This window comes from Sphingomonas sp. MM-1 (assembly GCF_000347675.2).
GTDB lineage: Bacteria > Pseudomonadota > Alphaproteobacteria > Sphingomonadales > Sphingomonadaceae > Sphingomonas_E > Sphingomonas_E fennica.
Genome location: NC_020562.1, coordinates 96150 through 113264 on the forward strand (window position 1 = coordinate 96150; position 17115 = coordinate 113264).

20 protein-coding genes are annotated in these 17115 nt (G+C 64.5%); 10 read left to right on the forward strand and 10 right to left on the reverse strand.

Annotated features, from left to right (window positions below):
• Positions 1-4 precede the first annotated feature (4 nt).
• The 4 genes from cydB to G432_RS20965 are packed head-to-tail and all read left to right on the forward strand — an operon-like array spanning position 5 to position 2493.
• On the forward strand, positions 5-1153 hold the full coding sequence (cydB, locus tag G432_RS20955; protein WP_015460559.1) for a cytochrome d ubiquinol oxidase subunit II: 1149 nt from the start codon (positions 5-7) through the stop codon (positions 1151-1153).
• A gap of 14 nt (positions 1154-1167) precedes the next feature.
• On the forward strand, positions 1168-1278 hold the full coding sequence (cydX, locus tag G432_RS22890; protein ID WP_015460560.1) for a cytochrome bd-I oxidase subunit CydX: 111 nt from the start codon (positions 1168-1170) through the stop codon (positions 1276-1278).
• A 41-nt stretch (positions 1279-1319) separates the two neighbouring features.
• The gene (locus tag G432_RS20960; RefSeq protein WP_236626949.1) at positions 1320-2045 is read left to right on the forward strand and encodes a TlpA disulfide reductase family protein; all 726 of its coding nucleotides are present in this window, start codon (positions 1320-1322) and stop codon (positions 2043-2045) included.
• Between the two features lie 22 nt (positions 2046-2067).
• Positions 2068-2493 (forward strand): ferritin-like domain-containing protein, encoded by a 426-nt coding sequence (locus G432_RS20965; RefSeq protein ID WP_015460562.1) that lies wholly within the window; start codon positions 2068-2070, stop codon positions 2491-2493.
• A 45-nt stretch (positions 2494-2538) separates the two neighbouring features.
• Here G432_RS20965 and G432_RS20970 read toward each other — a convergent pair whose 3' ends face one another.
• From G432_RS20970 to G432_RS20995, 6 genes are read right to left on the reverse strand one after another with little or no spacing between them, the layout of a single operon-like run.
• Positions 2539-3249, reverse strand: a complete 711-nt coding sequence (locus G432_RS20970; protein WP_236626950.1) for a hypothetical protein — start codon at positions 3247-3249, stop codon at positions 2539-2541.
• Between the two features lie 50 nt (positions 3250-3299).
• Entirely contained in the window at positions 3300-3914 is a 615-nt protein-coding gene (locus G432_RS20975) for a Tll0287-like domain-containing protein (RefSeq protein WP_015460564.1), read from the reverse strand.
• Between the two features lie 4 nt (positions 3915-3918).
• Complete coding sequence (locus G432_RS20980; RefSeq protein WP_015460565.1) at positions 3919-4254, reverse strand: ArsR/SmtB family transcription factor; 336 nt, start codon at positions 4252-4254, stop codon at positions 3919-3921.
• Entirely contained in the window at positions 4251-7469 is a 3219-nt protein-coding gene (locus tag G432_RS20985) for an efflux RND transporter permease subunit (protein WP_015460566.1), read from the reverse strand. Before G432_RS20985 ends, G432_RS20980 begins: the two co-directional genes overlap by 4 nt.
• A complete protein-coding gene (locus G432_RS20990; RefSeq protein ID WP_015460567.1) occupies positions 7466-8518 on the reverse strand; it encodes an efflux RND transporter periplasmic adaptor subunit in 1053 nt (350 codons plus the stop codon). Before G432_RS20990 ends, G432_RS20985 begins: the two co-directional genes overlap by 4 nt.
• A gap of 25 nt (positions 8519-8543) precedes the next feature.
• Complete coding sequence (locus G432_RS20995) at positions 8544-8882, reverse strand: rhodanese-like domain-containing protein (RefSeq protein WP_015460568.1); 339 nt, start codon at positions 8880-8882, stop codon at positions 8544-8546.
• An 82-nt stretch (positions 8883-8964) separates the two neighbouring features.
• Between G432_RS20995 and G432_RS21000 the strand changes: the two genes are divergently transcribed.
• The 5 genes from G432_RS21000 to G432_RS22895 all read left to right on the forward strand — a co-directional run bounded on the left by G432_RS21000 (position 8965) and on the right by G432_RS22895 (position 12661).
• The gene (locus tag G432_RS21000; RefSeq protein WP_015460569.1) at positions 8965-10242 is read left to right on the forward strand and encodes an NAD(P)/FAD-dependent oxidoreductase; all 1278 of its coding nucleotides are present in this window, start codon (positions 8965-8967) and stop codon (positions 10240-10242) included.
• 24 nt (positions 10243-10266) lie between these two features.
• A complete protein-coding gene (locus G432_RS21005) occupies positions 10267-10470 on the forward strand; it encodes a YgaP family membrane protein (protein ID WP_015460570.1) in 204 nt (67 codons plus the stop codon).
• Entirely contained in the window at positions 10467-11732 is a 1266-nt protein-coding gene (locus G432_RS21010) for a TolC family outer membrane protein (protein WP_041865633.1), read from the forward strand. The genes G432_RS21005 and G432_RS21010 overlap by 4 nt, the downstream gene beginning before the upstream one ends.
• A gap of 21 nt (positions 11733-11753) precedes the next feature.
• Positions 11754-12095, forward strand: a complete 342-nt coding sequence (locus G432_RS21015) for a carboxymuconolactone decarboxylase family protein (protein WP_015460572.1) — start codon at positions 11754-11756, stop codon at positions 12093-12095.
• A 311-nt stretch (positions 12096-12406) separates the two neighbouring features.
• On the forward strand, positions 12407-12661 hold the full coding sequence (locus tag G432_RS22895) for a hypothetical protein (protein WP_015460573.1): 255 nt from the start codon (positions 12407-12409) through the stop codon (positions 12659-12661).
• Positions 12662-13118: 457 nt separating this feature from the next.
• Here G432_RS22895 and G432_RS21025 read toward each other — a convergent pair whose 3' ends face one another.
• From G432_RS21025 to G432_RS21040, 4 genes are read right to left on the reverse strand one after another with little or no spacing between them, the layout of a single operon-like run.
• Entirely contained in the window at positions 13119-14270 is a 1152-nt protein-coding gene (locus G432_RS21025) for a tyrosine-type recombinase/integrase (RefSeq protein ID WP_015460574.1), read from the reverse strand.
• Positions 14267-14728 (reverse strand): GNAT family N-acetyltransferase, encoded by a 462-nt coding sequence (locus tag G432_RS21030; RefSeq protein ID WP_015460575.1) that lies wholly within the window; start codon positions 14726-14728, stop codon positions 14267-14269. Before G432_RS21030 ends, G432_RS21025 begins: the two co-directional genes overlap by 4 nt.
• Before the next feature lie 53 nt (positions 14729-14781).
• Positions 14782-15192, reverse strand: coding sequence for a type II toxin-antitoxin system VapC family toxin (locus tag G432_RS21035; protein ID WP_015460576.1), 411 nt, complete (start codon positions 15190-15192; stop codon positions 14782-14784).
• On the reverse strand, positions 15189-15470 hold the full coding sequence (locus G432_RS21040; RefSeq protein ID WP_015460577.1) for a hypothetical protein: 282 nt from the start codon (positions 15468-15470) through the stop codon (positions 15189-15191). The genes G432_RS21035 and G432_RS21040 overlap by 4 nt, the downstream gene beginning before the upstream one ends.
• A 208-nt stretch (positions 15471-15678) precedes the next feature.
• Between G432_RS21040 and G432_RS21045 the strand changes: the two genes are divergently transcribed.
• Entirely contained in the window at positions 15679-16662 is a 984-nt protein-coding gene (locus G432_RS21045) for a hypothetical protein (RefSeq protein ID WP_015460578.1), read from the forward strand.
• Positions 16663-17115 lie beyond the last annotated feature (453 nt).

Sequence of the window (17115 nt, forward strand, 5' to 3'; positions counted from 1 at the left end):
GGTCATGGCACCTCCCATCGACTATGAAACGCTCCGGCTGATCTGGTGGCTCCTGATGGGTGTCCTCCTGATCGGCTTCACCCTGACCGACGGCTTCGACCTCGGCACCGCCGCGCTGCTGCCCTTCGTCGCGAAGACCGATGCCGAACGCCGCCTCGTCATCAACTCGATCGGCGCGACGTGGGAGGGGAACCAGGTCTGGTTCATCCTCGGCGGCGGCGCGATCTTCGCGGCCTGGCCGTTCGTCTATGCGGTCAGCTTCTCGGGCTTCTACCTCGCGATGTTCCTCGTTCTCGCCGCACTCATCCTGCGGCCCGTGGGCTTCAAATATCGCTCGAAGAAGCCCGACGCGGCATGGCGGAGCCGCTGGGATTGGGCGCTGTTCATCGGCGGCTTCGTGCCAGCGCTGGTATTCGGTGTCGCGGTCGGCAACGTGCTGACCGGCATCCCCTTCCGGCTCGATAGCGACCTGCGCTCCTTCTATGAGGGGAGCCTGCTCGGCCTGTTCCATCCTTTCTCGCTGGTCGCAGGGCTGCTCTCGGTCGCGATGATCGTCCTGCACGGCGCGAGTTGGCTCGCGATCAAGATCGAACGCGGCGCGGTTCACGATCGGGCCCGCACCTTCGGCCAGATCGCGGCGGGTGCGTCGATCCTGCTGTTCGCGCTCGGCGGCGTGATGATTGCGACCATGGGCTATGGCTTCCGCCTGACGCACGGCGCTGATCCGCTCGGCCCCTCCAACCCGCTGCTGTCCGGCACCGTCGCGGCGCCGGGAGCCTGGCTCGACAATTACGGCGCGCATCCGTGGATGCTGGTCGCGCCGATTCTCGGCTTCGCGGGTCCGCTGCTGGCATGGATCGGTATCCGCAAGGGCCGGGAGGCGCTGGCGTTCGGTGGCTCGTCGATCGGGGCGGTGGGCATCATCGCTACCGTGGGCCTGTCGATGTTCCCGTTCATCCTGCCCAGCTCGATCGACCCGGCCTCCAGCCTGACCGTGTGGAACGCCTCGTCCAGCCATGTGACGCTGTTCATCATGCTGGCGGTGACGGCCGTCTTCCTGCCGATCGTGCTCATCTATACCGCCTGGGTCTACAAGGTGCTGTTCGGCCGCATCACGCTGCGGGACGTCGACACCAACCCCGACTTCTACTGAAAGGAACGACTTCGATGTGGTATTTCAGTTGGGTTCTGGGTGTCGGCCTCGCCGTCAGTTTCGGCATCCTCAACGGCATGTGGCATGAGTTCCACTCTGATCCCGATGATGACCCGGCTGCCTGAAGGGCGATCTGGTGATTAGCGTCGGTCCCCTGGCGCTTGCGTTGGAGCGGCTGTTCGCGGTCCTTGGGATCGTCTTCCATGGCCCGGACAGCGATAAGGCCGCATGGCGCGCGCTGCTCGTCGGCCTCGTCGCGGCGCGCCTGGGCTTCGTAGCACAGAACTGGCCCGCTTTCGCGGTCGAACCCCTGAGCATCCTCTACGTCTGGCAAGGAGGTTTCTCGCCACTGATCGGCCTTGTGTCCGCCGCGATCGTGCTGGTCATATCGTTACGACGATCGCGGGCGCTGCCGCCTCTGGGACTTGCGTTCATGGGCTGCGCCGGGGCTGCCCTCGCTGCCACCGCATTGTTCCTTGCCTCGGCGCAGCGACCTCTGCCGCAAGGCGTCGTTCTCCAGTCGCTCGATGGCGGAACAAGCTCCCTCGACGATCGCATGGGCAAGCCGTTTGTCATCAATCTCTGGGCGACGTGGTGTCCGCCGTGCCAGCGTGAAATGCCGATGATGGTTACAGAAGCGGCGCGCTCGCCCGTGCCGATCCTGCTTGTCAACCAGGGCGAGGACGCGGCGAAGGTGCGCGCATGGCTGGACGGCAAGCACCTTGGATCGACAGACGTCCATCTGGACCCAAACCAGAACGCGGCGGCGGCGATCGGATCTGCGGGTCTCCCCGCCACGCTGTTCGTTGATAGCAAGGGCGTCATCCGCGTGCTGCATGTCGGCGAGATCTCGCGTGCCGCCCTACTCGCGGGATTACGGGGTCTGGAATAGAATTTTGATCAAGGAGAAGACCATGGCCACGGCAGAGCTGACGAAGATCCTGCTCGATGCGCTCGACGATGAGCGCAAGGCTGAGGCGACCTATGCGGCGGTGATCGACAGGTTCGGCCCGGTCCGGCCCTTCTCCAACATCATCGAGGCCGAACAGCGTCACGCTGCGGCGCTCGAACGCCAGCTCGCACGATTGGGAATTGATGTGCCGCCCAACCCGTGGGCCGGGAAAGTGACGGCGCCAGCCGCGCTCGCACAGGCCTGCGAAAGCGCGGTCCAGGGCGAGATCGAGAACATCGCCCTTTATGACCGGCTGATTCCGATGATCGACGATCCGGCGGCGCGCCAGGTGATGGAAAATCTGCAAGCCGCCTCGCGCGAACGTCACCTACCCGCCTTCAGGCGATGCCTCGAACGCGAGCGCGGCGGTGGTCGTGGGCGCGGGTGAAATAGCTCCTCGCTGACTGCCGGTTGCTGACGCCGGACCGCGCGATCAGGGGATGAGGATGCTGGAGGCGTCGACGCCGGTCGCACCCGTCTTTGTATCGACGGCCGTCACGGTGATGACATGCGCCCCGGCCTTGTCGACCGGCAAAGTGCCGGTGAAATAGCCGGTGCGACCGCCATAGGACAGGCTGACCTCGCCGGCGGGCTGACCATCGCGCTTCGCGCTGGCCCTGACATCGTAGCGCGCCGCATCCCAGATACCGCCGGGCTCGATCGGGCAACCGCACATCAAGGCGACATTGGCCGCAAGCCGAATGGCGGCCCCTGCAGTGCCGCGCTGGTGCGCAGCCGGCTCGACAAGATCAACCACGAGGCCCGGCAGCTCGAGCAACCAGCCATCGCCCTGCGTCGCGCCGCGCCCCGGCAAGACCCATCGCTGCGAGGTGACGCGCACCGCCGCCTGCGGCTGCGCGAGCGGGCCATAGGCTTCGACCTCAACCAGCCTCGGTTCGTCGATGTCGATCGTCGTCCTGAAAGCGGCGGCTGTTTCATCGGCAAGCGGTGTCCCGCGCGGGCCGCCTTTCATGATCCGGGCGGTGTCGCCGGTCGATCCCGCCGTGCGGCCGTGCACCAGCACCTCTCCGCTGCGCACATCCCGCACGATGATCTCGGCTCCGCCCATCGACGTGCCAACGAACTTTCCACCCTCGCTGATGACGCGAATGACAAGATCGGTGGGTTCGGCCGCGGCCGCCACAGGAAGCCCGGCAAGGATAAGCGCCGGCAGGCGGACAAGAGCGCCTGATCTCATTGGGCCGTTTCTCCTTTCCGGATCGCGCGGGACAAGGCCGCCTCATCCCAGCGAATCGAGAAGGCCCCGCGAAGCTGGCCCGGCGCAAAGCCCGTCGCCTGATCCCCGGGATAATTCGCGCGGATCGCCGCCGTCACTTCGGGCGCGATATTCTCGCCATGACAGGCAAGGCACATCGGCATGGTGGGGATGGCGCGCATATAGCGATATTGATCGCCTTCATGCGCCGTCCAGCGCCGAGGCTTGCCGTCCTCGCCCAGCGGTGCGTTCGCCCAGCCTTCCATGACGCGCTGCTCGGTTGCGTCGGCCTTTGCTGCCCGATTGCGGGCGCGCAGCGCCGTGCGCCTGACGCTCGCACCGCTTTCCTCCGAGAGTTGCGCCGCGAGCGCCGGGGCGATGCTCGAACAGACGCCGATCGCCCCCTGCGGCCCTTCAGTCGCCATCGCGGTGGTGAGGGCGCTCAGCAACTCCTTCTGGAAGCGGTCAGCCAGGACCTCGGAACGGGCCTGCCCTTCCCTGACCATCATGCCCTGATCCGGGGCGGCCTTGTCCGACGCGCAGGCTCCGAGCAACAGCACGGCCAGAAACGGTAAGGAAGCGCGGGCGATCATGGGTTCAGGAGCCTTCACCGGATGGCCCGAAACGATCGCACAGCATGTCGATCAACTGGCGAACGCCATCGTCGGCCAGGCTGTAGTAGATGGTCGTGGCCTCGCGCCGGGTCTTGACCAGCCCACCTTCGCGCAGCTTGCCGAGATGTTGCGATACGCTGGACTGCGACTGACCGCACAGTTCCACCATGGCGTTCACCGAGAACTCACCCTGGGTCAGCCGGCAAAGGATCAGCAGGCGCTGTTCATTGGCGAGCAGCTTCAACACGCTCGCTGCATGGGCGGCATGCCTGGCGAGTTCGGCAAAGGGGGCAGCAAGAGGCGTATCGAGGGGCATCATCTGGTCGCAGGCTTCCCGTCATCTCGGAGCACAATGTAAATGGCCGGAATAACCAGCACGGTCAGCAGCGTCGAGGACGCAAGGCCGAACAGCAACGAAATCGCCAGGCCCTGGAAGATCGGATCGGTCAAGATCACCGCCGCGCCGATCATCGCCGCAGCCGCCGTGAGGACAATCGGCTTGAACCGGATCGTGCCGGCTTCCAGCAGCACGTCGCGCAGGGATTTGTCGGGCGAAGCCGCATGCCTGATGAAATCGACCAGCAGGATCGAATTGCGCACGATGATCCCGGCCAGCGCGATGAACCCGATCATCGACGTCGCCGTGAACGGCGCGCGGAACAGCATGTGCCCGATGACGATACCAACGAGGGTCAGCGGCACCGGCGTCAGGATGACCAGCGGCAGGCGGAAGCTCCTGAACTGCGCGACGACGAGAATATAGATCCCCAGCAGGGCCACCATGAAGGCCCCGCCCATGTCGCGGAACGTGACCCAGGTGATCTCCCATTCACCGTCCCACAGCACGGACGACACGCTCTCATCCTCGGGCTGACCGTTGAGGAGGATTTCCGGTTTCGTCAGCCCCTTGGCGGCCCAGTCATAGGCATCGACCGCGCGATTGACTTCGATCATGCCGTAGATCGGCGCCTCATAGGCTCCGGCAAGCTCGGCCGTCACCATGTCGGCATAGCGGCCGTCGCGACGGAAGATTGCCGGGCTGCCCGTCTCGGTGCGGGCTTCCACCACGGCGCCGAGGTCGATGAGCTGGCCACCCGGCGTCTGTCCGATGGGCGTGCTCGACAGGGCCTGCGTCCAGCTCCGGTCCTTCTGCTCAAGTGCGATCGTGATCGGGAGTGGCGTTCGGCCATCGCCGCGAGGCGCATAGCCAACCGTCTGGCTGCCCATCAGCATCCCGATGCCGTCGGCGACTTGCCGCTGTGACAGACCATAATAATCAAGCCGGTCGCGCTGCAGGTCGAGGCGGAGCTTGGGCCGAGCCGCGCCGAAGCTGTTGTCGACGTCGACGATGAAGGGGACGGATCGGAAGATCTTCTCAAGCTCCACAGCCGTCTTCTGCCGGGTTGCGGCATCCGGACCATAGACTTCGGCCAGCAGTGTCGCGAGCACCGGTGGTCCCGGCGGCGTCTCGACAACCTTGAGCGACGCACCGCCCGGCAGCGTGAGCGCCTTCAGTCGCTCACGCAGATCGAGCGCGATTTCGTGGCTGGAACGGTCGCGGTCGCCCTTGGGCAGCAGCGTCACCATCACGTCGCCCTGTTCGGGCTGCGAGCGCAGAAAATAATGGCGGACGAGGCCGTTGAAGTTGAACGGCGCCGATGTGCCGACATAGGCCTCCATCGACGTCGCTTCGGGCAGACCGCGCACGATACCGGCTACATCCTCCAGCACGCGGCCCGTATTTTCGAGGGCAGTCCCTTCGGGCATGTCGACCACGACTTGGACCTCCGACTTGTTGTCGAAGGGCAGCAGCTTCACGGTGACGGCCTTGAAGTAGAACATCGAGCAGGCGACCAGCGTTGCCACGCCGACCCCGATCAGGAAGTTTCGGGCCGACTTGCGCGTGTCGATCACGCGATGCGCGACGCGCGCATAGAGCTGGCCGAGCTTGCCGCCGCTTTCGTCATGGCCATGCCCCGCCGCCAGCGTCTTGCGCGCGAAGCGGATCATCAGCCACGGCGCGATCACGACCGCGACGAAGAAGGAAAAGATCATCGCCGCCGATGCGTTGACCGGGATCGGCGCCATATACGGCCCCATCAGGCCGGAGACGAACAGCATGGGGAGCAGCGCGGCGACCACGGTGAGCGTGGCGACGACGGTCGGATTGCCGACCTCGGCCACAGCCTCGATCGCGGCCTGCGTGCGCGTCCGTTCATCATCCATGGCCCAATGGCGGGCGATGTTCTCGATCATGACGATCGCGTCGTCCACGAGGATGCCGATGGAGAAGATCAGCGCGAACAGGCTGACGCGGTTGATCGTGTAGCCCATGAGGTTCGACGCGAACATGGTCAGCAGGATCGTCGTCGGGATGACCACGGCGGTCACGCCGGCCTCGCGCCAACCGATCGCGAAGCCGATCAGCACGACGATCGAGACGGTCGCCAGCGCGAGGTGGAACAGCAACTCGTTCGCCTTTTCGTTCGCCGTCTCGCCATAGTTGCGCGTCACGGCGACCGTGACGTCATCGGGGATCAGCTTGCCTTTCAGGCTTTCCACGCGCTCAAGAATGGCATCGGAGACGACCACGGCATTGGCCCCGGCACGCTTGGCGAACGCGATGCTGACGGCAGGCGCGCTATCCCACTTGCCGTTCTCCGCCCCATTGTCCGACTTTGCCCAGCGCCATGCGCGGGCCTGTTCCTCGCGCGGCCCCTGTGTGACGGCCGCGACGTCGCGAAGATAGACGGGCGACCCGGTGCCCGACCGGACCGTCAATAGTCCCACTTCCTGTGCCGAAGACAAGGTGCGGCCCGCGGTCACGCCGACGGCCTTTCCATCCTCGCGGATATTGCCCAGCGGGAAGCTGCGGTTGGCCTGGCTTGCGGCCTCGATCACGCTGCCCAGCGGCACGCCATATTGGCGCAGCTTCGCGGGGTCCGGCGCGATACGGATTTCCTCGGGGCGTCCGCCAACGAGGAAGGTGATGCCGACATCATCGACCTTGGCGATCTCGGTGCGCAGCTTTGAGGCCAGCTCGTAGAGGCTGGCATCGTTCCACTGGCCCGCCGCTCCTGGCTTGGGTGTGAGAGTCAGGACGACCGTGGGGACATCGTTGATGCCGCGCACCGTCACCATGGGATCGGGAATGCCGACCGGCTTCCTGTCCCAATTGGCGCGCAGCTTTTCCTCGATACGGATAGCGGCGTCCTCGGGATTCGACCCGACGAGGAAGCGCGCCGTCACCATCACCCCGTTGTCCTGTGCCTGGGTGTAGACGTGCTCCACGCCGTCGACGCTCTTGACGATGGTTTCGAGAGGGATGCCGACCAGCTCGGTCGCGTCGGCGGCGGAAAGGCCGGGCGCCATGACCTGAATATCCACCATCGGCACGCTGATCTGTGGCTCCTCCTCGCGGGGAATCGCGAAGAGGGCCAGCAGGCCGACGGCGATCGCCGCGAGCAGGAACAGCGGCGTCAGGGGCGAGGCAATGGTGGCCTTGGTGAGGCGACCGGAAATGCCGAGGTTCATTGGCCGGTAACCTTGGCGGGCGTGCGGGGCGCGAACAGCGTGTCGCCGGCGGACACACCGCTCAGGATCTCGACCTTGGCGGGATCGGCTGTCGGTGCGATCTGCACCGGCACCATGCTGAGGCGCTTGCCCCCACCTCTTGTTTCAACGCTTACGATCTGAATCTGATCCATGCCGTAGCGTGTGGTGACGAACGAGCGCGGCACGACCAGCGCCATGCGCGTGCCGATCTCGACCGATGTGCTCACGCGACGGCCGACGAATTGGGTAGTGAGGCCAGGCAGCGTCGCGTCAACGCGAACCTGGCCTCCGGTGATCGCGGGATAGATTTGCGTCACCTGCCCCACGCGGGACCCGTTGGAAATATCATCGCTTGTGATTGTCACGCGCGCGCCGGGGTGGACCTGCCCTGCGACCGATTCCGGCAACATCAGGCGCAGGACCGGGGGACCAGCCGTGACGGTCGCGATCGACATGCCCGGCGCAACCGGCGCGCCCGCCGGGATGTCGGCCCGCAGCACGCGCCCGCTTGCCGGTGCGATCACTGCGCCTTGCCCGGCAACGCTTGCGCTCGCGCCCTGCTGGGCACGGGCGGCGGCAACCTGCGCGTCGGCCGCGCGCGCGCCGGCCACGGCCTGATCAAGCCGTGCCTGCGCATAGACGCCGTTATTGTAGAGATCGCGGATACGCGCGAGGTCCGCATTGGCGCGCGCGGCTTCGGCCTCTGCCGCGGCGACCTGCGCGCCATAGGCGCTGGTCTCATAGCCAGTCCGCGAGTCGACGATCATGCCGATCCGCTGACCCTTCTGCACCATGTCGCCCTCGGTAACCGACAGGGAGGTCAGGATGCCGGGAATGCGCGCGAGCACTTCGGCCTGGTCGCGCGTGGCGATTTCCGCGCCGACCGCCTTCATGGCGGGGATTTCGGTCACGGTGAGCCGCAGGCTGTCCCCGGCGGGCAGCGTCGCCGCCGCAGAATCGCGCTCCGGCTGACTTCCGCATCCCGATAACGCCAGCGCAGCGCCCGCCAACCAGAGCCACTTGCTCATCCTGCTCACCCCTTTTGACCTGCTCTCAGCCGCCGACCACCGGCATTCCGGCATCCTTCCATGCGCCGATGCCGCCGGCGAGGTGGGTGTCGATCACGCTCTGCGCCGCCGCGCATTGGTCGAGCGCCTTGCCCGAACGCTTGCCGCCCGCGCATTGCAGCACGACGGTCCGACCCTCGGGATCAGGGATATTACGAGGTGAAAAGCCCGACAGCGGCAGGTTTATTGCGCCGGGAATATGCCCCGACCTGAACTCATCGACTTCGCGCACATCGATCAGCAGCGCCTTGCCGTCCTTCAGCATGGCGTCGAGCTCGGCGGGGCCGATCTCGCGGTGCGCGTCACGTTTCTTGAATCCGAACATGAGAACCCCTTTCAGTTTGTGGGTTGTATATAACGTGTAATGATTATATTAGTCAACGGCGTCGAGACAGGAAGGATCGCAGATGGGCAAGCCGTTGATCGTTGTGTTGGGTGCGGGACTGGGAGGCACCATCGCCTCCTACGAGATCAAGGACGCCGTAAAGGGCCGCGCCGAAGTGATGACTGTATCCGATACTGATACATACAGCTTCATTCCTTCCAATCCGTGGGTCGCCGTGCGTTGGCGCGAGCCGGAAGCGATTCAGGTCCATCTCCCCCCGGTGTTCGCGAAAAAGAAGATCGGCTTCACCTCAGTGGGCGCCAAGCGGGTCCATGCGAGCGAAAAGCGACTCGAACTCAATGACGGAACATCAATCAATTACGATTATCTTGTAATTGCGACTGGACCCGATCTGGCATTCGACGAGATCGAGGGCCTGGGTCCGCAAGGCCATACCGTCTCGGTCTGCCAGACGGCCCATGCCGCCGAGGCGGCCGATGCCTTCGACGCCTTCGTGGAAAATCCCGGTCCCATCATCGTCGGCGCAGTCCAGGGCGCGTCCTGCTACGGCCCGGCTTACGAATTCACGATGATCCTCGACACCGAACTGCGCCGCCGCAAGATCCGCGACAAGGTGCCGATGATCTATGTGACGCCCGAGCCCTATATCGGCCATCTCGGTCTCGACGGCGTTGGCGACACCAAGTCGCTGCTCGAGAGCGAGATGCGCGAGCGCCATATCAAATGGATTACCAATGCGCGCGTGACCAGGGTCGAACCAGGCCTGATGCATGTGGAAGAAGTGGGCGAGGACGGCGCGGTCACGAAAACGCACGATCTACCCTTTGCCTATTCGATGATGCTGCCCGCTTTTCGCGGCGTTCCCGCTGTCCGCGACATCGAAGGCCTCACCAACCCGCGCGGCTTCATCATCGTCGACAAGCACCAGCGCAATCCTGCCTTCCCGGAAATTTTCGCACTCGGTGTGTGTGTCGCGATCCCGCCCACGGGCCCGACCCCGGTACCCGTGGGCGTGCCCAAGACCGGCTTCATGATCGAGAGCATGGTTACAGCGATCGCAGCCAATCTCGCGTCGATCCTTGAAGGCAAGGCGCCGACCGCCGAAGCGACATGGAACGCGGTCTGCCTCGCCGATTTCGGCGATAGCGGCGTAGCCTTCGTCGCCCAACCCCAGCTCCCACCGCGCAACGTCAACTGGGCGTCGGAAGGCAAATGGGTCCATTTGGCCAAGATCGGCTTCGAGAAATATTTCCTGCGCAAGATCCGCAAGGGCGAGAGCGAGCCTTTCTACGAAAAGCTGGCCATGCACGCGATGGGTATCCGCAAGCTGCGTTTCTGATTTTTGACTGAAGGGGTGCACAAGATGACTCTCGATCGTGCCGTGATGGCGTTCGCCGGAAGTGTCGTGCTGCTGAGCGTCGTCCTCTCGCTCACCGTGCATCCCTGGTGGCTCGCGCTCACTGTTTTTGCCGGTCTCAATATGATCCAGGCGAGCTTCACCGGCTTCTGCCCCGCCGCGATGGTGTTCAAAGCGCTGGGCGTTCGTCCGGGGACCGCCTTCAAATGAGGCGATCCGCGCCGATCCCCTTGCCCCTGCTGGCCTGCCTGCTCGCGAGCGCCGCCGTGCCGGCGCAGGCGACGACGCTGGAAGAGGCGATCGCGGCCGCCATGACCCATGCGCCCGAGATCGAAGCGGCGCGCGCCGATGCCGATGCCGCCGATGCCCGGATCAAGGAAGCACGGGGCCAGGGTCTTCCCACCGCGACGCTCAGTGGAACGATCGGCTATGGCCGGCTCGATCCGCAGGGCTATTTCGGGCTTCCGGCGGCGAACGTCACCCCGCGCGCGGCACAGCTCACCATCGAACAGCCGCTATTCATGGGCGGCAGGGTCAGCGCAGGCGTCGCGCAGGCGAAAGCAGGCAGTGCGGCCGCGCACGCGGGCGAACACATGACGCGCAGCCAGATCATCGTCGCAACGGTCCAGGCCTATGGCGATGTGCTGACCACGCAGCGCATGGTCGCGCTCTACGAACAGATGGTCGGGCAGATGGAGGAGATCCAGCGCCAGGCCCGTCTTCGCTACAAAGCCGGGGAAAGTCCCAGCACCGATGTTGCGCAGGCTGCGGCGCGGCTCGCCGAAGCACAGGCTGCCCTTGAAGCGGCGCGGGGCGTTGCCGTCTCGGCCGATGCGCGGTTCACCAATCTGACCGGCCTTGCGCCGCAGGATTTGCAGCCTCTCCCGGCGAACCCGGCCATGCCGGGATCGCTCGATGAAGCGCTCAACATCGCCCGGGCTAACAATCCTGCTCTCGCCCAGGCCGAAGCAGCGTTGGAAGCGGCGCGCGCTGGCGCGAGAGGCGCACGGGCCGAACGACTGCCCACGGTCGGCGCCTTCGCCGAAGGCTCGACGATCCGCGATCAGTTCTTCCCCGATTATCGCGCCGACGGCGCGACAGTCGGCGTGCGCGCGCGCTGGCAGTTGTTCTCGGGCGGACGTGTCTCGGCTAAAATCACCGAATCCGACAGCGCGGTAAGAGCGGCCGACGCCCGCGTGCGCGCGGCGCGCTCCGCAGTCGATGAACAGACGATCAGTGTCTTTCAGGGCGTGCGGTCCGCCATGTTGGTCGAAACCGCCGCTGCCAGCCAGGCCCTTGCCGCCGCCCAGGCCCGCGACAGCGTTCGCCATGAGGTCCGTGTCGGCATGAAACCCCAGCTCGACCTGCTCGACGCGGAGCGGGAGGCAGCTGCGGCCGCCGTCAGCGAGGCCAGGGCGCAAAGTGATCGCATCGTAGCCGCCTACCGGCTGCTCGCCCTCATCGGGCGCTGAGCTTCAACAGGAGAGGGACACATGCACAAGGACTGGCCGAAAATGGCCGACGAATTGAACGTCGCCATCAAGGAAGTGCGGCTCGGCACACCCGAAGTGATGAAGGCCTTTTCCGCGATGGCGGCGGCGGCAACCCAGGCAGGAACGCTCGACGCCAAAACCAAGGAACTGATCGCGCTCGCCATCTCGGTCGCGATCCGCTGCGACGGCTGCGTGGCCTTCCATGCCAAGGCGGCAGTTAAGCAGGGCGCGACGCGCGACGAGGTCATGGAGACGATGGGCATGGCCCTCTACATGGGCGCCGGTCCCAGCCTCATGTATGCCGCGCAGGCTGTCGAAGCCTTCGATCAATTCTCAGATTAGCAATGTCCCATTCGGCACGGCTATCCCAGTAGAGATAGCGCGGCGTTCCTCCGGTCTCTACCTGCTGGCGAAACTGCCCGTCGCCGTGCTGCACAATATCCCCGCCGAAGGTGACGAACACCAGCTTCTTCTCGCCCTGCGTTTCCGCGAGAGACTGCATTTGTCGGGTGAAGATGTCTCCGCCGCAAGCCTGAAGCAAATCGATCGATCCGGAAAGTTACGGATTTCCGATGATCGCCTGAGATGCTTGGTGTGCGCCTCAACAACCGATTGCCTCACATGCGGCAATGGGAAGATTAGGATAAAGGGTCATGACGCCGCCGACGCCATCGAGCAGATCCAGTTCAAAATGGTTCTGGATTCTCGCACTCCTCGCGCTCTTCATCCTGACGATCGTCTGGTTTGCGAACCCTCTCGGCAAGGTCGAGCAGGCCCCGCCACCCGAGACGGCCGCCCAGTCTACCGAATGGGCTCCCGCCCCCGACGGACCCGCTGTCGATGTAAGACTGCCGGAAACGCCCATGAAAAACGTCGTAGTCGATCAGACGGAAGGTGCAGACAACTAAGCGCGCTGCCCCGCGAAGCAGCGCGCTTAGTGGACACACGTCGTCAATTATACCGATGGTCGCCATGACGAGCCGGAAATCATGGTCGATGCCATCGTGGATGCCTGTACTCACCGAGCGAGGAAATGCCGGTCGGAACAAAAGCGCACGCCTCCAACCTGTCACACCACCCCTTCCCCGATCTTACCGAGCGCCTGTCGATGAGCATCGCCGATCGAGGGAGGTCAAGAAGGCCGGCGCGCTGTCCGCTCCCATATTCTGAATTCGAACCCTCATTTCTAATTTCATTTGGACGACGCTATAATTTCAGATGGACGCCAATCTTCTTTCATCGAAGCGTTAGCGCATGTTTCGGTAGACATGCTGCTACCCTGCCATTCCACCCAGCGCCTCCAGCACCGGTGCCGTGCTTTACGACCATGGCCAGACGATCGATTTTGGAGATCATCTCGCCGCTTTACCCTTCTCCTGCCTCTGGGGATGAAACCGCCATCCGAGCTGCCATCCGCGCCCCTGCCCCACTCTTCGTCGCCAGTCTGGCGCCATAGCGCATGACAGTCCTGGGATCGCGCCAACGATAAGCCTGCATGATCGCGGGGAGACTCTCGCCAGCCGCAAAATTGTCCTGCGCCACCCCCACCCGGATCGAATGGCTCGACACCGCCGAAAGCCAGCGTTTGAGCTCAGCGTCGGTCAAAGGACCAAGGAGCTTCTTGTCGAAGGCGGACCTGATCAGTCGCTTGTAGATCAAGGTGATGCTGTTGGGATGCAGGCCGGCGCGCCCCACGCTTCGCACCGAACCGTCAAAATGGGTCTCCACCCTCCGGAACAGGGCACCGCGGTCGACATGGCCCGCGTCACGCCAGCGCGCAATCGCGTTCATTGTCGCGGGCGAAAGATAGGCCCAGGCCCCCTCCCCTTCCTGGTCGGTCTTGCTCGAAGGCACGAACAACGCCCCTGCACCATTTGCGTCCGGTCCGTCGACATGATCGACATGGATCGCGACGAGTTCCGAGCGGCGGCCCGCGCTGTCGTACGCCGTGCGCAGCAGCGCCTCGTCGCGCAGACCCAGCAGATCGCGACGGCAAGCCCGCAGCAGATGGGAAAGACACACGCCGGAAGCCGGACTGTCGAAATCAGAAATCTCACCCTTGAACCGGATCGCCCTCGCCTGCCGCTGGCGTACGCCAAGACTCTTGCGCGCAGCCTTCTTCTCCAGCTTGACCAGCGGAGCCGCGGTGGGATCGTCAAGACCGGCCATGCGGTACGCCCAGCCCACATTGACGAGATAGCGTTCGATCGTCGCCATGGCGCGAACCGCCTCGTCGGAGGCGTCGACGCCGGCCAGCGCGCGTATCCAGGCCGCCGCGAGTTCGGGCGTTGCCTGTGCCGCCGGAACGCGGCGCTTGCGGCACCAGGCGCCCCAGAGTGTCAGGTCCGAGCGGAACGCGCGCCGTGTATTGGCCGACCAACCCCGCAGCGCGGCATCGAGGAGGCTTTCATCGATCGACGCAGTCGTTCCGACCAATGCCCGCACGTCCTCGATCAGATCCGCGGTCTCGCTCGCAAGCGCCGGCAAGCCGCCTTGCAAGGCCGATGCCGGCGTCATGCGTCCAGCACCCGCACCATATGGACCGCGACCATCCCGTCGCCATGATCGACTTCGCGTTCGCGGACATAGCCGAGCCGTTCGTAGAGCGCGATGTTCGCGGTCATGCGTACGTTGGTATAGAGGCGCGTACCCTGAAGCCCGCTGGCCCGCGCGATGTCCTCGGCATGGCGCATCAGGCGCAGCCCCAACCCCTCGCGCTGGCGGCCGGGATCCACCGCGACATTGACGATCAGCAATTCCCTGCCTTCTGCGACCGTTTCGATCAGCGCGACCAGTTCGCCCTTGTGCACGAGCACGTCGAAACGGTGCGCACCGAAGGCCCGATCATAATCGGCAGCGAGCGGCTTGGGCGGCCGGGGCGTGACGCCGAGCCAGCGAGCATAGGCACGCTGGACGAGCGCCCGGATTTCGGGGACATCCTCGACAATGGCGCGGCGGAGGATGGGTTCAGCCATGCTCTCGCCTGCCTCCAAGGTTACCATGGAACACGCACCAGTTGACACGTCGGTCACCACGGCCGGCTCGCGTCATGGAGCGCGATGTCCGTCGCCGCGAAATCCTTGCCCGTGCACAGCAGCGGCTCTCCGCTGTCCTTGGCCACCGCATAGACCATGAGATCAAGCAGGTTGAGCGGACCACCATTGCCGTTGCCCGAGCCGTAACGCGGCTCGGCCTCGATAGCGATCTGTGCGTGGTCCGCAGTGAACGCCAGCGTCGTGCAGCCGCCGCGCTCGAAACTCGCGAGCATCTCCTTGGCTTTCTCCCGCAAGCCAAAGCGCTGATTGCTAGCGACCCGCAAGAACTCAACACAGGCGGGTGCCGGTATTCCACCTCGCTCGGCAATGATCGCATCTAGCAAGGCGTCCCTACCGTCCTCATCGGTGAGCACAGCGATCAATGCCGACGTGTCAATGATCATCGGGGCAAACCGTTCTCATCCCACATCTCCGCATCAATCTCGGCCATCGTCGGATATTTACGCTTGGGCACTCCCGCGAGAATGGCCTCCACTTCCGCACGAAAGGTCGCACCATCGCTCGCGGGTGGAAGCGGCATTCGATCGAGCGCCTCCTCGATGATTTCTACCTGGCTACGCCCGTCGCGCGCGAGCAGTTCCAGCCGCTTCAAGGCATGATCGGAGCGGATAGTGATGGCGCGCTGCTTACGACGCGGCGGTTGATGGGCGGCGGCGGCCACGACGGCACTCCTCTAGCTCGGATTCGGTCAATTCCTCACGTAGCAAATGTGCTGCTACTGTGCAAGCACGCCTTGCCTAGTGTTGATAACGATCCATTATCAACACTAGGCATCCGGGCATACTTTACTGAACTTTGCTTTCAGTTCACTATTGGGCATGGCTGACATGCCCTCGCCCGCCTCTTATGGCCCCGATTATACCCCACAAATGGCGGCAGCCATAGCGTCTTGCACCGCGTCCATTTCTCGCCTGGATGCCCGAATTTCCGTCAGTTCCGCCGCCTCGGCATGGAACCGGCGGGCTACCTGGTCAGGCTATGCGCGGGCGCTGCAACTGCAATCGGCCGAGGTCGACGAAATCGACGTATTTTCCTGGGGTTGCGGGCTCCAGATCCCCGGCCGGCCGCTGCGCTCGACCACCCTCGACCTGTTCGACCGCTTCGATGCGTGGGCCGCGGCGCTCGCCGATCCCGACCCGCTCGCCTGGCGCGATACGCTGCCCACCGCCATCAGCGCGCCGGCGGTTGCCACGCAGCACCCTGCCCTCGTCCGCGCGCTCGATCAGGTCCGCCAACACGCGCTGGCGGATGGCGGCATCCTGCCCTGGCTCGGCCTGCCGTTCGCGCTACGCGATAGCGGCCTCTCCGCGAGCACCCTCCCCTGCCTCGCCGGCGGCGCCAAGGCGTTCCGGCTGAAGCGCAAACCCGACGCCGATGATTGGCTGGCGGTGTTGCGGGCGCTCGAACGATCGGCGCGCGAGGGTCTGGAACGGCTTCACGATCTGGAGAAATTTCATCGCAACGCCCAACGCGCGATCGTCGAAGCATTCCGTCCGGGCGCCCTCCCCCGGCTGCTCGCGCTCACGCATCATCGCCCGCTGCTATCGCCCCAGGGAGTTGCCGATGCGCTGGCCCTCAGCGTCGCCGGAGCGAGCAAGCTGCTGGAGCGGGCCGTCGCCGCGGATCTTCTGGTCGAGATTACCCAGCGGCGCAGCTGGCGGCTGTTTCTGCCACCGGACCTTGCGGTCGAATTCGGTTATGCAGCACCGAAGCGCGGCCGTCCGGCGAAGGAGCCCCCTCCCCTGCCCGCGAGCCGCGACCTCACCGTGGCTTTCGATGCATTTGATCAGGAAATGGCCGCCATCGACAAGCTGCTTACAAGCGCGCGCGGGCCAAAGCTTTCGTCGCCATGACAGGTGTTGCGAATCAAATGCGAATTTGCGGTGGGAGCAAGTGGGGTTCACAATCATGTGCGCTCTGATTTTGATCACAAACTTGTGACAACTGGCCCAAAATACGGCCCAGCCAGACGCCCGCACAGAGCGATTTGACGCTATTCATGAGGCCGTGGATGCCAGAAGGCCCAAAAGCGCCTGGTAAGGCTCTGGCGGCGTTTTAGGACTATTTCTCGGTTTGTTCCGATTTTGAGGGGTGCGCTGGATATGAAGCACCCTGGCTTCGGCGGTATGTACCCTAACATTTCACAAGCTGATCGAACGAGGTGATGTCGCGTGAGCGCTACGCCAGCTGGATGCCCGTTCGATGGCAGACGTTCAGCATCGAGGTAGATCCAGGCTTCCAACAGGCCCTCGAGAGTTTGGACTTCGATCTGGGCTCGCCGACATTCGATTCTTTCGAAGGCGTCG